The organism is Enterobacter cloacae complex sp. P2B, assembly GCF_014895985.1.
In the GTDB taxonomy this organism is placed as follows: Bacteria; Pseudomonadota; Gammaproteobacteria; order Enterobacterales; family Enterobacteriaceae; genus Enterobacter; species Enterobacter bugandensis.
In genome coordinates this window covers 63136-77603 of the sequence record NZ_JADBQQ010000015.1, presented here as the reverse complement: position 1 = coordinate 77603, position 14468 = coordinate 63136, and the positions used below count along the sequence as shown (strand labels likewise).

Sequence of the window (14468 nt, the reverse complement as noted above, 5' to 3'; positions counted from 1 at the left end):
CGGTGGTATTCCGGAGCCATTCACAAAAAAAGCCCCCGGACAGGGGGCAACGTCAACTATGGCTATGTTCTCGTTGTTGGCTTTCCTGGTGCTAGCGTTAAGGGTTACCGGTAGATATCTGCACTGGCGTGCATATTGCCGTTGCTGCCGGGCTCACGGGTTAACATCACGTGGTAATAGGTTGCGCCCTGGGCATCGGTCTCTTCATTTAGTGCCCGATCTGCTTCGCTTTCAGTGGCGAAATTATGATTGATATAGATTACGCCCAAGCTGTGCACATCATCCATGTTTCTGGCCTGCCGGCCGTCTATTTTGATGGCTGCCATCGCGTTTGCACTGAGCAAAAGCACCGCCATTATGGCTACTGCGATTTTTTTCATGATTGCGCTCCACGACTGCGTGCTGTGTGAGGGAAATACTCCTTCTTTAATTCAGTTGATCTCTGATTAAAGTGTAATCATTCCTCCGGCGGGGATGCGTGACCATTTCTGATGCAGTTGTTCAAAAAAACAACGCTTCCTGATGCGATTAATTTTAAATCACCCACTTAGACCAGCTTTACGCTTTGTGCGAATTATTTGTGCAATCAGCTTGAGTTTCCTGGGGGGGGCAAGTATTATGACGCGTCAATTTTTCAGCCGACCTTTAACACGTTCCTTGCCTCCCCGGGCCTCGGCTGACCCAGACAGGAGGCTGAATAATCCGTAAGGAGCAATTCGATGCGTCATTACGAAATCGTTTTTATGGTCCATCCTGACCAGAGCGAACAGGTTCCGGGTATGATCGAGCGTTACTCTGCTGCCATCACTGGTGCAGATGGTACGATCCACCGTCTGGAAGACTGGGGCCGCCGTCAGCTGGCTTACCCGATCAACAAACTGCACAAAGCACACTACGTTCTGATGAACGTTGAAGCGCCGCAGGAAGTGATCGATGAGCTGGAAACTACCTTCCGCTTCAACGATGCCGTTATCCGCAGCATGGTTATGCGTACCAAAAACGCAGTTACCGAAGCATCTCCGATGGTTAAAGCGAAAGACGAGCGCCGTGAGCGTCGCGATGATTTCGCAAACGAAACCGCAGATGATTCTGATGCTGGGGATTCTGAAGAGTAATTTCTGATGACCAACCGTCTGGCGTTGTCCGGCATCGTATGCAGGGCTCCCCTTCGAAAGGTCAGTCCATCAGGAATTCCGCATTGCCAGTTCGTGCTTGAGCATCGTTCTGTGCAAGAGGAAGCCGGGTTTCACCGGCAGGCGTGGTGCCAAATGCCCGTTATTATTAGCGGACACGAAAACCAGGCCATTACTCACAGTTTAACGGTCGGTAGCGCAGTAATCGTTCAGGGGTTCATCTCTTGCCACAAGGCAAAGAACGGCCTGAGCAAAATGGTTCTGCATGCCGAGCAGATTGATTTGATAGATACTGGAGACTAGCCATATGGCACGTTATTTCCGTCGTCGCAAGTTCTGCCGTTTCACCGCGGAAGGCGTTCAAGAGATCGACTATAAAGATATCGCAACGCTGAAAAACTACATCACCGAAAGCGGTAAGATTGTCCCAAGCCGTATCACCGGTACTCGTGCAAAATATCAGCGTCAGCTGGCTCGCGCTATCAAACGCGCTCGCTACCTGTCCCTGCTGCCGTACACTGATCGTCATCAGTAATCGGGCACGGTCCATTAATACGACTTTAAGAGGATAAGGTAATGCAAGTTATTCTGCTTGATAAAGTAGCAAACCTGGGCAGCCTGGGTGATCAGGTTAACGTTAAAGCGGGCTACGCTCGTAACTTCCTGGTTCCACAGGGTAAAGCTGTTCCAGCTACTAAGAAAAACGTAGAGTTTTTCGAAGCACGTCGCGCTGAACTGGAAGCCAAACTGGCTGACGTTCTGGCGGCTGCTAACGCTCGCGCTGAAGCAATCAACGCACTGGGCACTGTTACCATCGCTTCCAAAGCTGGCGACGAAGGTAAACTGTTCGGTTCCATCGGTACCCGCGATATCGCTGATGCAGTTACTGCAGCAGGCGTTAAAGTGGCTAAGAGCGAAGTTCGCATGCCGAACGGCGTTCTGCGTACCACTGGTGAGCACGAAGTTGACTTCCAGGTTCACAGCGAAGTGTTCGCTAAACTGGTTGTTAACGTTGTAGCTGAGTAATTTTTTACTCTGCTCGCGTCGAAGCGCCGGCCTTGTGCCGGCGTTTTGCTATTTAAAGCTACCGGAAATTCTCTTTTTATCTCGTATGGTAGCTATTCCTGACGCATTCTCTGATAATAAATTGAAACGCAATTTTATTTATGAGATTTGTCATGGATACCGCTCTGCCCACGCCCGTCTTTGCCCGTCGACATGTGGCCTACGCCTGCGCCACGCTCTGCTGCCTGCTTTGGGGGAGCTCGTACCCGGCCATTAAAAATGGCTACGAACTCTTTCAGATCGCGACCGATGATATTCCGTCCAAAGTCGTTTTTGCCGGATACCGTTTTCTGTTTGCCGGTGCCTTGCTGCTGCTGTTTGCGCTGGCCCAGCGCAAACCGATTGGCAGGCTCACGCCCGCGCAGTTTGGCCAGCTCACGATCCTCGGGCTGACCCAGACCACCAGTCAGTACACTTTCTTCTATATAGGACTGGCCTACACGACGGGGGTAAACGGCTCAATCATGAACGCCACCGGGACTTTCTTCAGCGTACTGCTGGCGCACTTTATCTACCACAATGACAAACTCAGCTATAACAAAACGCTGGGCTGTATTCTTGGGTTTGCCGGGGTGATGCTGGTGAACTTTCACAGTGGGTTAAGCGATTTCCAGTTTATCTGGAAAGGCGACGGTTTTGTGGTGCTGGCGGCTTTTATTCTCTCTGCCGCCACGCTTTACGGGAAACGTATTTCCCAGACCGTCGACCCAACGGTGATGACCGGCTGGCAACTGGCGATAGGCGGGGCTGCGCTGGTTGCGGGAGGTTATGCCACGGGCGGAACGCTGGAAGTGCACAGCATGAAGGCCGTTGCGGTGCTGGGGTATCTGACGCTGCTCTCATCGGTGGCGTTCGCCCTGTGGAGCGCGCTGCTGAAAGTGAACCGGGTAAGCATGATTGCTCCGTTCAACTTTGTCATTCCTGTTGCAGGGACGGTGCTTTCCGCCATTTTCCTCGGCGAAAACATTCTGGATATCAAATACGCGATTGCGCTGGTGCTGGTCTGCACGGGGATCTGGTGGGTGAATAAACGGAGTGCCTGAGAACAAAAGTGCCGGGTGGCGGCTTCGCCTTACCCGGCATACGCCATTAACGTGCTCTGATGAAACTGCCGTCCGGCTGGCGGGTAAACAGCACCTGCTGCCCATTTCCGGTATCAATGGTCAGACCGGTGACCACCCCGCTGGCGTTCTGGCGAATCTGCACCATCTGGCCGTTCTGTAAGTTGCTCAGCGGTTTACCTGCGCCTTCCACTTTTGCCATGGCATACACGTCGGTCGGCGGCAGGTTGTGGTCGCGGAAAAGCTGTGCCAGGGTTTTGCCCGGCTCCACGCGATAGGAACGCCACTGCTGCTCAATGCCGGTCGGCTGCTGGGTTTGCGGCTCAGACGGCGCTGCGGCCTGCTCCTGTTCATCCTGAACGGGTTCGGGTTCAACAGGCGCGACCTGACCTGGATCGTTAGACGGGGTTACCAGCTGCGTCTGCATCGGCTGCGCGTCAGACTGCGGCCGCGTTTGCGACTGAAGATCCAGCTGCGCATTGCGGGTGACCGGCGCGGTATCAACATCATCACCGCCGGAAGGAAGCAGGAAGCCCACGATCACCATCAGCGCACCAATGATGATCCCCCTGCGGTGCAGAGGAGGCAGCGGGTCCATAATGCGAAAATTGTCCGGCGCCTGCCAGATTTTCGCCAGGGTAGGTTTCAGTTCAAATCGCCCGGGCATGGCTCTCCTCCTGCTCCGCGTCTTTTATATCCTGTGCTTCGAAGTATAGTTCGCTAACTGCCTGAACGACGTAGCAAACCGGACATCCGTGACATCAGTTCGGGATTAATCCTGGTTGTCTCTATTGTTTCTGTTTCGTCGCGGTTTGTCACCTTAACTTCAGACAAAGTTTTACCCATAAGGGCATGGCTGATATGCTGCCCGCTACTTTAAATGTGATGGAAGGAAAACCCATGACCACCCCGACTTTTGACACTATCGAAGCGCAGGCAAGTTACGGTATCGGCTTGCAGGTAGGACAGCAGCTGAGCGAATCCGGCCTGGAAGGTCTGTTACCTGAAGCGCTGGTGGCGGGTATCGCTGATGCGCTGGAAGGCAAACAGCCTGCCGTTCCGGTTGACGTTGTGCATCGTGCGCTGCGTGAAATCCACGAACGTGCTGACGCTGTGCGTCGCGCGCGCTTCGAAGAGATGGCAGCCGAAGGCGTGAAATATCTGGAAGAGAACCGCGAGCGCGAAGGCGTGAACAGCACCGAATCCGGCCTGCAGTTCCGCGTGATCAACCAGGGCGACGGCGCTATCCCGGCGCGTACCGACCACGTTCGCGTGCACTATACCGGTAAGCTGATCGACGGAACCGTGTTCGACAGCTCCGTGGCGCGCGGCGAACCGGCTGAGTTCCCGGTCAACGGCGTAATCGCGGGCTGGATCGAAGCCCTGACCCTGATGCCAGTGGGTTCCAAATGGGAACTGACCATCCCGCACAACCTGGCTTACGGCGAGCGTGGCGCTGGCGCGTCCATCCCGCCATTCAGCACCCTGGTATTTGAAGTCGAGCTGCTGGAAATCCTGTAATCGACTTTTCTTATTTCCTCTCTCCGCCCGGGGAGAGGAAAATAGTGATAAAACCCATAGTTACGACGGAATCAACATTTTATCTTGCAAACGAAACTGTTGCGTGTATTTTTGTGAGCTGTTTCGCGCTGTATGAGTGATATGACACTCACTTTCAACATATTATTAACATAATATCTAAATCATAGTATTCATCCCGCCGATTCTTACCTAATATCGATAAACCCTTACGAAGGGACCGTCATTTATTTGACGTTTTTAAAGGCCAGAAGAGCCTTAACAACACAGACAGGCATAAACAGGAAAAATTACATGGTAGATCAGGTCAAAGTCGCCGCTGCAGAAGAGGCGACGTCTGAACAGTCGCTACGGCGCAATCTCACAAACCGTCATATACAGCTTATCGCCATCGGCGGTGCCATCGGCACCGGGCTGTTTATGGGGTCCGGCAAAACCATCAGTCTTGCCGGGCCGTCGATCATCTTCGTTTATATGATCATCGGTTTTATGCTCTTCTTCGTGATGCGCGCAATGGGTGAATTGCTGCTCTCGAACCTCGAATACAAATCCTTCAGCGACTTCGCGTCGGACCTGCTCGGCCCGTGGGCGGGCTACTTTACCGGCTGGACCTACTGGTTCTGCTGGGTGGTCACCGGCATGGCGGACGTCGTGGCGATTACCGCTTACGCGCAGTTCTGGTTCCCGGGGCTGTCGGACTGGGTCGCCTCGCTGGCGGTGATTATTCTGCTGCTGAGCCTCAACCTCGCCACCGTGAAAATGTTCGGTGAGATGGAGTTCTGGTTCGCGATGATCAAGATTGTCGCTATCGTGGGGCTGATTGTGGTGGGCCTGGTGATGGTCCTGACGCACTTCCAGTCGCCAACGGGCGTTCAGGCGTCCTTCACCCATCTGTGGAACGACGGCGGCTGGTTCCCGAAAGGCATCAGCGGCTTCTTTGCGGGCTTCCAGATTGCGGTGTTCGCGTTTGTGGGGATTGAGCTTGTCGGAACGACCGCTGCGGAAACCAAAGATCCGGAGAAGTCCCTGCCGCGCGCCATCAACTCCATACCGGTGCGTATCATCATGTTCTACGTCTTCGCGCTGATCATCATTATGTCCGTGACGCCGTGGAGCTCCGTGGTGCCCAGCAAGAGCCCGTTCGTTGAGCTGTTCGTGCTGGTAGGGCTGCCTGCTGCGGCGAGCCTGATTAACTTCGTGGTGCTGACCTCTGCGGCATCGTCTGCGAACAGCGGCGTGTTCTCAACCAGCCGTATGCTGTTTGGTCTGGCGCAGGAGGGCGTAGCGCCGAGCGCGTTCGCCAAGCTCTCTAAGCGTGCCGTACCGGCAAAAGGGCTGACCTTCTCCTGCATGTGCCTGCTGGGTGGTGTGGTGATGCTCTATGTGAACCCAAGCGTAATTGGCGCGTTTACCATGATCACCACCGTGTCGGCGATCCTGTTCATGTTCGTCTGGACCATTATCCTGTGCTCGTACCTCGTGTACCGCAAACAGCGTCCGCACCTGCATGAGAAGTCGATCTACAAGATGCCGCTGGGCAAGCTGATGTGCTGGGTGTGCATGGCGTTCTTCGTGTTCGTGCTGGTGCTGCTGACGCTCGAAGATGACACCCGTCAGGCGCTGATCGTCACGCCGCTGTGGTTTATCGCGCTGGGGCTGGGCTGGCTGTTTATCGGTAAGAAACGGATGGCAGGCATGCGTTAAGCATGTTGCCGGGTGGCGCTGACGCTTACCCGGCCTATGTTCGAGGACGTTGTAGGCCCGGTAAGCGCTAGCGCCACCGGGCTTTTTTATTCCCCCGCCAATGCCCGCGGGAACAGCACGTTATTCTCAAGGCTGATGTGCTCCATCAGGTCGTCAATCATCTCGTTAATGCCGTTGTACATCGCTTTCCAGGTGGTGCACGCTTCCGGCGGCGGTGTGACGTTGTTAGTGGTGTGTTTGATCACGTCCAGCAGTTCGCCCGCGTCATCGTGCTCGCTTTCCATTACGCTGATAGGTCCCATCGCCTGGCTTCCCATTCCCTGTTTAATCATCGGGAAGAGGATCTGCTCTTCTTTCATCATGTGGCTGGAAAGCTCTTCATGCAGCATGGTCAGGTATTTTGCCAGACCGCGCGGCACGGAAGGCTTGTCGGCATGTACGCGCTCAACTTTCGTTGCCTGCAGGATCAGCTCAGGCAGCTGTTCACGGTGGCGGTCGTGGTAACGCACGATGATATGGTCGATGATTTCCGTGAGCGGGGCGGTGCGCCAGTCTTTTTCAACAGGCTGTTCAGCCAGCAGCGCCAGCTCCGCTTCGATAGCCTCCACGTCCAGTTCCTTGCGCGAGGCCGCTCGCGCCAGCGTTTGCTTACCGCCGCAGCAGTAATCCATATCGTATTTACGGAACAGCGCGGAAGCGCGAGGGATGGAGAGCGCCAGCTCGCCGAGGGGTTGGTCGCGAAAGGCCATATCAGTTACCTCGTCATCAAGAATATAAGATGCATATTAAATGCATCTTAAATGCATCTTTAAGGCGGCGCTATAACCCTTTAGAGGGAAGGGGTAAAGTGCGATGCGGATCACAAAAAAATGTCCCGTTTAACTCTCTGAATGGATTTAGGAAAGTGGTTTAGAAAGTTTTTAAAGGTGGAGAAACAGTAAACAACCCGCCGCGCGTGCCGATAGATACACGTCAGACAAACCTGCATATAACAAAGGCAACGCATGTTTAAACGTATAAAAGTCATTACTCTTCTTATTTCGGTGCTGCTTGTGCTCGGCATCATGCAAGTGATTTCCGCGGGTATCTTTATCAACGCGCTGAATAACGATAAAGACAACTTCACCGTGTCGCAGCTTTCCAGCCAGAACGTGGCGGAATTTACCGACGCCTGGATCAGCCTGAACCAGGCGCGCGTCACGCTAAACCGCGGGATGCTGCGTCTGCAAAGCAGCATGGCCTCTCAGATTAACGGCGGACAGCTGAACGAGCTTGTTAACACCGCGAAAAATCTGCTGGCCAATGCACAGGTCCATTACGACAAATACTACGCCCTGCCGAATACCCCGGGTCTGGATGAGAACCTGGCCGATCGGCTGGAAGAGCAGTACCGCATCTACTCCGCCACGTTGACGCAAATGAACGTTCTGCTGGGCCAGGGCAACCTGGAAGATATGTTCAAACAGAATGCCGAACAGAAGCAGACGGCAATGCAAAAGGTCTATCGCGAGTGGCGCGAGGCGCAGGCTGCGCTCACCAGTAAAGGCATTCAGGATAACGAAAGCGACTACAAGCGCATCCTGTGGATCCTTTCTGCCGTCATGATCCTCGTCATTGCGGTGATTATCTCCAGTTGGATCGCCATGCGCCGGGTGCTGCTGCTGCCGCTGGAAGAGGTGATCAACCATATCCGCGCCATCGCGGCAGGGGATTTAACCCAGCCGATTCAGGCTGAAGGCAAAAACGAAATGGCTATCCTGGCGCGCAACGTGCAGGAGATGCAAACCTCGCTGGCGAACACCGTGGGCGTGGTGCGTGAAGGCGCAGACACCATCTATACCGGTGCGGGTGAAATCTCGGCGGGCAGCAACGACCTTTCTTCTCGTACCGAGCAGCAGGCCGCGTCTCTGGAAGAGACGGCAGCCAGCATGGAACAGCTGACCGCCACCGTGAAGCAGAACGCGGATAACGCGCGTCAGGCGTCTCGTCTGGCGCTGGATGCCTCCTCAACCGCGAAGAAGGGCGGTAACGTGGTGGAAGGCGTGGTGCGCACCATGGACGAGATCGCCACCAGCTCCAGCAAAATCGCGCAAATTACTAACGTTATCGACGGGATTGCCTTCCAGACCAACATTCTGGCGCTGAACGCGGCGGTGGAAGCGGCGCGTGCGGGTGAGCAGGGCCGTGGCTTTGCGGTGGTTGCAGGAGAAGTACGCACGCTTGCCCAGCGCAGCGCCCAGGCGGCGAAAGAGATTAAGGCGCTGATCGATGATTCCGGCGAGCGCGTGAACGCGGGTTCTCAGCTGGTGAACGAAGCGGGCGCGACGATGGCGGAAATCGTTAACGCGGTTACCCGCGTGACCGACATCATGGGCGAAATTGCCTCTGCCTCTGACGAGCAGAGCCGCGGTATCGACCAGGTTGGTCAGGCGGTAGCCGAGATGGACCGCGTGACCCAGCAGAACGCCTCGCTGGTGGAGGAGTCTGCGGCGGCAGCGGCGGCGCTGGAAGATCAGGCCGCACGCCTGAACGAAGCGGTAGCGGTGTTCAAAATAACGCGTAATCAGGCGGTCAAAGCGGCACCGGTGAAAACCTATGTGCCAAAAACGCAGCCAGCAGCGACGGCGTCTGAAGCGAACTGGGAAACGTTTTAACATCATGCCGGGTAAGGCGTAGCCGCCACCCGGCAAAATCACATCTCCGAAGCCGGAACGACCCTCGGTTTTTCCGGCTTCGCTCTTACCGCCATCACCACCCCCACCACCAGCAGCGCGATCCCGCAGGCCGTTAACAGCGGCGGCACGCTCTGGCGCATCAGGAAGGTGTACAGCAGCCCGGCCAGGGTTTCGAACACAATCAGCGGCCCTAAGATCACCGTCGGCAGCTTCTGGCTGGCAATGTTCCAGCACAGCGCGCCCACCCAGGAGCACAGCACCGCAATCGCAACCATTAAGCCAATAAAGACCCAGGGTCTTGGCCCGAAGGGCTGGGCAAATTCCGGCTGCTGATGACCCAGCCAGAGGCATGCGCCGGCATACCCCACTAACGAGACGGGGAGCGTGACCAGCGCCTGCGCCGTTGCCCACATCATCGGGTGTTTATCCGGGTTCTCCCGCAGCCAGCGCGCATTGCGCAGGGCGTACCAGGCCCAGCACGCGACCGAGATGAACGCTAAAACGATCCCCGAACCGTAACGCCATAAGCTGAAGTCTGCCAGGCCGTGGCGCAGCTCGGCGATATTGACGCACACCAGCCCCACGGCGGTGCAGGCCAGGGCGGGTATCATTTTCGACCACGCCAGCTTGCCGTCCCGATGACTATAGAGCAGATTCGCGAAGATGGGGATGACCACCGGCAGCGTGCCGATAATCATGGTCGACACCGGCGCTCCGGTTCGCTGAATGGCGCTTGCCAGGCAGACGTAATAGATGAGATTGCCCATCATGGTCAGCGCCAGCGCGGTGCCCCAGTCCTGACGGCTGAGCTGTCGCAAGCGCGTACGCCCCAGCCATGCCAGAGGAAGGGCAATCAGCCCGAGCGCCAGATAACGTCCGGTAGACTGCAATATCGCCGGGTATTCCGGCACGATCAGAGGGCCGACAAAGATCAGCCCCCACATCAGACCTGCAAGCAGGGCATACAACACGCCGCTAATCATTTTTCCATCCACATTGATTTACTCTGCACTCAGTCTAGAAGGGGGAAACGCGCGCGTATTGTATGAGATTGCGCATTAGCGCCGGGCGACCTGTTTCTGGTAGCGCACGGGCGTAATGCCGTAGCGGCGGGTGAAGGCGCGGGTTAAATGCGACTGGTCGGTCAGCCCCGTTGCGGCGGCGACTTCGGCGGCGGGCATACCGTGGGTGAGAAACGCCTTGGCGCGCCACAGGCGGATGGCCATTAACATCTGGTGCGGCGTAACGTGAAAATGGGCTTTGAACTGGCGCTGGAAATGGTACGGGCTGAGCGAGACAACGTTCGCCAGTTCGTCCAGCGTCAGGGCGTGCATATAGTTGTCGTGCAAATACTCGCGCACGCGCTCGAAACGGTGTGCGCCTTCCTGAACCACCGGCGCGTGATGGGCTAGCGGCTGAAAGGTCTCGATCAGATCCAGCAATAAGCCTTTTTGCGCCAGCGGATCGTCCGTATGCCACAGGCCGTAAATTAGCCTGCCGATCTGCTGAGAGCGCTGCGGGTCGTAACGGGTTACGTCGCTGAACCACCAGTGGCGCAGGCCGGTTACCTCTTCCAGAAGATCGGGTTCGATGTAGACCATCCGGTAGCGCCAGCCGTCTTCGGTCGCGGACTCCCCGGTATGGATCTCGTCCGGGTTCATGGTAACAACGGATTTTTCAGGTGCGAGATGCTGGGTGCCGCGATAGCGAAAGCGTTCGGCGCCGGTTTCGATGGTGCCGATGCCGAAGGCTTCATGGGTGTGGGGCTCAAAGGCGTAGTCAGAGATATGCGCGTGATAGAGTTCAAGGCCCGGCAGCTGCGCCAGATGGCGAAAGCGCGCGCTGTCTCTCTCGTCAGTAAACTGTTCCGGTACGCCTTGCACGATGAGCCTCCTCATGGGTCATCACTACATTATCAGAGATGACCCGAGGGGATGCCACAAAAAATAACCAATCCGTAACAATTACAGAATGGCTTTGACGCTCTCCGCCAGCGGTGTGGTCGGGCGGCCGATCAGCTTGCTCAGGGTACGGCTGTCGTCAAACAGGCCGCCTTTGGACGCGCCCACGTCGGAGTCCGCCAGCATATCCGCCAGCCCGGCGGGTAAACCCACGCTCTTCAATGCGGCTGCAAAGTCCGCTTCGCTCAGGTTTTGATACGCCACAGGTTTACCGCTCTGCTTGCTCAGTTCCGCCGCCAGCTCGCTCAATGTCCAGCCGTGGTCGCCTGCCAGTTCGTATACCTTGCCCGCATGACCCTCTTCAGCGATCACTTTGGCTGCCGCCGCGGCATAGTCTGCGCGGGTGGCAGAGGCAATTTTGCCTTCGCCTGCGGCACCAAGGAATACGCCGTGTTCCAGCGCAGGCGGCGCGCTCGCCAGGTAGTTTTCGGTGTACCAGCCGTTGCGCAGGAGGGCATAAGGAATGCCGGACGCCGCCAGCGCTTTTTCAGTGGCGACATGTTCAACGTGCAGACCCAACGGTGATTTATCCGCGTGCAGCAGGCTGGTGTAGGCGATAAATTTCACGCCTGCCGATTTGGCGGCGTTGATAACGTTCTGGTGCTGGGTCGCGCGCTGGCCCACTTCGCTGGAGGAGATGAGCAGCAGCTTTTCCACGCCGCTCAGCGCGGCAGTAAAGGCGGCCTCATCGGTGTAATCCGCCTGACGAACCACAATACCCTGTTTGCTTAACGCTTCAGCTTTCGCCGGGTTACGAACAATGGCAACAATCTGGTTTGCTGGAACGGTTTTCAGCAGTTCTTCAATAACGTGCTGGCCAAGCTGGCCGGTAGCGCCGGTAATCGCGATCATGATAAATCTCCTTCGTGTTTGTCTGGTGTTGTGGCACACTATCACCATAGCTAACTTTTAGTAAGTACGTACAAAAAGGTAAGTATGAAAAAGACGATCCCAACGCTTAGCGAGCAAATGCGCGATGGCAATCTCTTCGCGGAACAGTGCCCTTCACGGGAGGTGCTTAAACACGTTACCAGCCGCTGGGGCGTGCTGATCCTGCTGGCTCTGCGCGGAGGAACGCACCGTTTTAGCGAGCTGCGCCATAAAATGGGCGGGGTGAGCGAAAAGATGCTGTCCCAGTCGCTTCAGGCGCTGGAGCAGGACGGGTTTGTCGATCGCGTGTCGTATCCGGTCGTGCCGCCGCACGTCGAGTATAGCCTGACACCGATGGGCATCGAGGTGAGCGAGAAAGTCGCCGCGCTGGCGGACTGGATTGAAGTCAATACGCCGAAGGTGATGGCGAATCGGGATGAGCGTGCGGCGTAAAAGCCGGGTGGCGGTTTCGCCTTACCCGGCACAATCACCGCTACCTGCTCAAATCCACCTGATAAATCGCGAACCCGATATCATCCGTTGCTACCTTCTTCATCGGATACTGTGCCTTATCCTTGATAAACGCGGCGGCCTTATCGGACGGTGATGTTTCAAAGCGGATATCCAGTTTCGCATCGCTGTGGATTGGCGCAAGACGCCAGTTGTTATCCACCGCCGGGTGAATTTCGCCCGCCTTCTTCGACTCCGCGCCGATCCACGCCGCCAGCACCGAGCGGTTTTCGTCCGGTGATGCAAAAGCGATGTGGCTATCGCCCGTACCGGCAAACTTACCGCCGTAGGCACGGTAGTTATTGGTTACCACCAGGAAGGTGGCATCCGGATCGATCGCCTTGCCGTTGAACGTCAGGTTTTTGATGCGTTCGGCCTGCGGGTTAATTGCCTGGCACTCGCCGTCATATTTCGCCGGCTGGGTGACGTCAATCTGGTAATTTACGCCGTCGATCACGTCGAAGTTGTAGGTACGGAAGCCGTCCCAGTTAATCAGCGGCTGTGGTTTACTGCTCTTCGGATCGATCTGGTTAAACTGCCCGGCGGAGCACTCCAGCCACTCCTTCACCTCTTTCCCCGTGGCTTTAACCACCACCAGGGTATTCGGGTATAGATAGAGATCGGCGGCGTTACGGAAGGTCAGTTGGCCTTTTTCGACCTCAACATAGCTTGCCGGGTCGTTCTTGCGTCCGCCCACTTTGAATGGTGCAGCGGCAGACAGCACCGGCAGTTTTGCCAGATCCGGATCGCCCTGAACAAAGTGTTCGGCATAGGCTTTCTGGGCCATGTTGACCACCTGAACGGTCGGGTCATCCTGCACCAGTGCCAGGAAGCTATACATGTTGTCGGCGGATTTGCCGATCGGCTTGCTGACGAATTCGCGGGTGGCGTCGTGGTCGTGCTTCAGCACGTCGACCAGCTTTTTATCTTCACCAGCCAGGGATTTTTTAGCGGCTGCGTCGTAAATTGGGCGCGCTTCGGCTTTTGACTGCGTCACCTTCCAGCTGCCGCTGTCGTTATTTAGCACCAGATCCACCACGCCAAGGTGGTCGCCCCACATGCCCGGCATCACCGACGGCACGCCGTTGAGCGTCCCTTTCTCGATATCCGCCCCTTTAATGCTGGCAAAATCTTTGCCCGGGAAAACAGCGTGAGCGTGGCCGAACAGGATCGCGTCAACGCCCGGGACTTCGCTCAGATAATAAACGGAGTTTTCAGCCATGGCCTGGTACGGGTCGGCTGACAGGCCTGAGTGAGCCACCACGATAACGACATCCGCACCTTTCGCACGCATTTCCGGCACGTACTTGCGCGCGGTTTCGGTAATGTCATTAACGGTCACTTTGCCGTCGAGGTTGGCTTTATCCCAGGTCATGATCTGCGGCGGTACGAAGCCGATATAGCCGATTTTCAGCGTCTGCTTTTTACCGTCCCGATCGACAACTTCACTCTCTTTAATCAGGTAAGGGGTAAAGAGCGGCTTTTGCGTCTTAACGTCGATGATATTGGCGTTAACGTACGGGAACTTCGCGCCGGCCAGCGCATCGTGCAGGTATTTCAGGCCGTAATTGAATTCGTGGTTGCCCAGGTTGCCGACGGCATAGTCCAGCGTGTTCATCGCTTTATAAACGGGATGGATCTCGCCTTTCTTCAGACCTTTTGCCGCCATGTAGTCGCCGAGCGGGCTGCCCTGAATGAGATCGCCGTTGTCCACCAGCACGCTATTTTTGACTTCACCCCGCGCGGCGTTGATCAAACTTGCTGTACGTACCAGTCCGAATTTTTCCGTAGGGGTATCTTTGTAGTAATCGAAGTCCATCATATTGCTGTGCAGATCGGTCGTTTCCAGAATACGCAGATCTACCGTCGCCGCCTGCACGCTCGCTGCAATCAGCGTCGCCAGAAGCGTTGCACTAAACTTAATCATCAGAGGAGTCCTTTTTTCGATCC

The 14468-nt window shown here is 56.1% G+C and carries 16 protein-coding genes; 9 read left to right on the top strand and 7 right to left on the bottom strand.

The genetic code is table 11. From position 1 onward, the window contains the following. Positions 1-104 precede the first annotated feature (104 nt). Positions 105-380 (bottom strand): DUF1471 family protein YjfY, encoded by a 276-nt coding sequence (gene yjfY / locus IM313_RS14225; protein WP_028015269.1) that lies wholly within the window; start codon positions 378-380, stop codon positions 105-107. Positions 381-719: 339 nt separating this feature from the next. On the opposite strand from yjfY, the gene rpsF reads away from it, so the two are divergent. From rpsF to IM313_RS14200, 5 genes are all read left to right on the top strand, one after another. After that, on the top strand, positions 720-1115 hold the full coding sequence (gene rpsF, locus IM313_RS14220) for a 30S ribosomal protein S6 (RefSeq protein WP_192972014.1): 396 nt from the start codon (positions 720-722) through the stop codon (positions 1113-1115). 6 nt (positions 1116-1121) lie between these two features. Beyond that, positions 1122-1436, top strand: coding sequence for a primosomal replication protein N (priB, locus tag IM313_RS14215; RefSeq protein ID WP_028015270.1), 315 nt, complete (start codon positions 1122-1124; stop codon positions 1434-1436). Between the two features lie 4 nt (positions 1437-1440). Then, complete coding sequence (rpsR, locus tag IM313_RS14210; RefSeq protein WP_000135199.1) at positions 1441-1668, top strand: 30S ribosomal protein S18; 228 nt, start codon at positions 1441-1443, stop codon at positions 1666-1668. Positions 1669-1709: 41 nt separating this feature from the next. Further along, positions 1710-2159, top strand: coding sequence for a 50S ribosomal protein L9 (gene rplI / locus IM313_RS14205; RefSeq protein WP_006810372.1), 450 nt, complete (start codon positions 1710-1712; stop codon positions 2157-2159). 152 nt (positions 2160-2311) lie between these two features. Continuing rightward, complete coding sequence (locus tag IM313_RS14200; protein ID WP_192972015.1) at positions 2312-3241, top strand: DMT family transporter; 930 nt, start codon at positions 2312-2314, stop codon at positions 3239-3241. A gap of 46 nt (positions 3242-3287) precedes the next feature. On the opposite strand, the gene IM313_RS14195 is transcribed toward IM313_RS14200, so the two are convergent. Next, positions 3288-3926, bottom strand: a complete 639-nt coding sequence (locus IM313_RS14195; protein WP_192972016.1) for an OapA family protein — start codon at positions 3924-3926, stop codon at positions 3288-3290. A gap of 233 nt (positions 3927-4159) precedes the next feature. On the opposite strand from IM313_RS14195, the gene fklB reads away from it, so the two are divergent. Together fklB and cycA are read left to right on the top strand one after the other, a co-directional pair. Beyond that, a complete protein-coding gene (fklB, locus tag IM313_RS14190; RefSeq protein WP_008502892.1) occupies positions 4160-4780 on the top strand; it encodes an FKBP-type peptidyl-prolyl cis-trans isomerase in 621 nt (206 codons plus the stop codon). 312 nt (positions 4781-5092) lie between these two features. Beyond that, a complete protein-coding gene (gene cycA / locus IM313_RS14185) occupies positions 5093-6502 on the top strand; it encodes a D-serine/D-alanine/glycine transporter (RefSeq protein WP_041911474.1) in 1410 nt (469 codons plus the stop codon). 86 nt (positions 6503-6588) lie between these two features. Here the strand turns inward: cycA and ytfE are convergent, their stop codons facing one another. Continuing rightward, complete coding sequence (ytfE, locus tag IM313_RS14180; protein ID WP_045631260.1) at positions 6589-7251, bottom strand: iron-sulfur cluster repair protein YtfE; 663 nt, start codon at positions 7249-7251, stop codon at positions 6589-6591. A 255-nt stretch (positions 7252-7506) separates the two neighbouring features. On the opposite strand from ytfE, the gene IM313_RS14175 reads away from it, so the two are divergent. Beyond that, complete coding sequence (locus IM313_RS14175; protein WP_047366986.1) at positions 7507-9156, top strand: methyl-accepting chemotaxis protein; 1650 nt, start codon at positions 7507-7509, stop codon at positions 9154-9156. A 38-nt stretch (positions 9157-9194) separates the two neighbouring features. On the opposite strand, the gene IM313_RS14170 is transcribed toward IM313_RS14175, so the two are convergent. The 3 genes from IM313_RS14170 to IM313_RS14160 all read right to left on the bottom strand — a co-directional run bounded on the left by IM313_RS14170 (position 9195) and on the right by IM313_RS14160 (position 11990). Next, positions 9195-10160, bottom strand: a complete 966-nt coding sequence (locus IM313_RS14170; protein WP_041911471.1) for a DMT family transporter — start codon at positions 10158-10160, stop codon at positions 9195-9197. A 75-nt stretch (positions 10161-10235) separates the two neighbouring features. Continuing rightward, complete coding sequence (locus tag IM313_RS14165; protein ID WP_028015277.1) at positions 10236-11060, bottom strand: AraC family transcriptional regulator; 825 nt, start codon at positions 11058-11060, stop codon at positions 10236-10238. Between the two features lie 81 nt (positions 11061-11141). Continuing rightward, positions 11142-11990 carry an SDR family oxidoreductase gene (locus IM313_RS14160; protein WP_192972017.1) on the bottom strand — a complete coding sequence of 283 codons (849 nt, stop codon included), beginning with the start codon at positions 11988-11990 and terminating at the stop codon, positions 11142-11144. A gap of 84 nt (positions 11991-12074) precedes the next feature. Here IM313_RS14160 and IM313_RS14155 point away from each other — a divergent pair, with 84 nt between their 5' ends. After that, complete coding sequence (locus tag IM313_RS14155; protein WP_028015279.1) at positions 12075-12461, top strand: helix-turn-helix domain-containing protein; 387 nt, start codon at positions 12075-12077, stop codon at positions 12459-12461. A gap of 40 nt (positions 12462-12501) precedes the next feature. Here the strand turns inward: IM313_RS14155 and IM313_RS14150 are convergent, their stop codons facing one another. Continuing rightward, positions 12502-14445 (bottom strand): bifunctional 2',3'-cyclic-nucleotide 2'-phosphodiesterase/3'-nucleotidase, encoded by a 1944-nt coding sequence (locus IM313_RS14150; protein WP_192972018.1) that lies wholly within the window; start codon positions 14443-14445, stop codon positions 12502-12504. Positions 14446-14468: the final 23 nt, after the last annotated feature.

What these genes read in the sequence shown, in the direction of transcription:
- yjfY (WP_028015269.1), bottom strand. Translation starts at nt 380, where the DNA reads ATGAAAAAAATCGCAGTAGCCATAATGGCGGTGCTTTTGCTCAGTGCA.
- rpsR (WP_000135199.1), top strand. Translation starts at nt 1,441, where the DNA reads ATGGCACGTTATTTCCGTCGTCGCAAGTTCTGCCGTTTCACCGCGGAA.
- IM313_RS14200 (WP_192972015.1), top strand. Translation starts at nt 2,312, where the DNA reads ATGGATACCGCTCTGCCCACGCCCGTCTTTGCCCGTCGACATGTGGCC.
- priB (WP_028015270.1), top strand. Translation starts at nt 1,122, where the DNA reads ATGACCAACCGTCTGGCGTTGTCCGGCATCGTATGCAGGGCTCCCCTT.
- rpsF (WP_192972014.1), top strand. Translation starts at nt 720, where the DNA reads ATGCGTCATTACGAAATCGTTTTTATGGTCCATCCTGACCAGAGCGAA.
- IM313_RS14195 (WP_192972016.1), bottom strand. Translation starts at nt 3,926, where the DNA reads ATGCCCGGGCGATTTGAACTGAAACCTACCCTGGCGAAAATCTGGCAG.
- IM313_RS14160 (WP_192972017.1), bottom strand. Translation starts at nt 11,990, where the DNA reads ATGATCGCGATTACCGGCGCTACCGGCCAGCTTGGCCAGCACGTTATT.
- IM313_RS14170 (WP_041911471.1), bottom strand. Translation starts at nt 10,160, where the DNA reads ATGATTAGCGGCGTGTTGTATGCCCTGCTTGCAGGTCTGATGTGGGGG.
- fklB (WP_008502892.1), top strand. Translation starts at nt 4,160, where the DNA reads ATGACCACCCCGACTTTTGACACTATCGAAGCGCAGGCAAGTTACGGT.
- ytfE (WP_045631260.1), bottom strand. Translation starts at nt 7,251, where the DNA reads ATGGCCTTTCGCGACCAACCCCTCGGCGAGCTGGCGCTCTCCATCCCT.
- IM313_RS14155 (WP_028015279.1), top strand. Translation starts at nt 12,075, where the DNA reads ATGAAAAAGACGATCCCAACGCTTAGCGAGCAAATGCGCGATGGCAAT.
- IM313_RS14175 (WP_047366986.1), top strand. Translation starts at nt 7,507, where the DNA reads ATGTTTAAACGTATAAAAGTCATTACTCTTCTTATTTCGGTGCTGCTT.
- rplI (WP_006810372.1), top strand. Translation starts at nt 1,710, where the DNA reads ATGCAAGTTATTCTGCTTGATAAAGTAGCAAACCTGGGCAGCCTGGGT.
- cycA (WP_041911474.1), top strand. Translation starts at nt 5,093, where the DNA reads ATGGTAGATCAGGTCAAAGTCGCCGCTGCAGAAGAGGCGACGTCTGAA.
- IM313_RS14150 (WP_192972018.1), bottom strand. Translation starts at nt 14,445, where the DNA reads ATGATTAAGTTTAGTGCAACGCTTCTGGCGACGCTGATTGCAGCGAGC.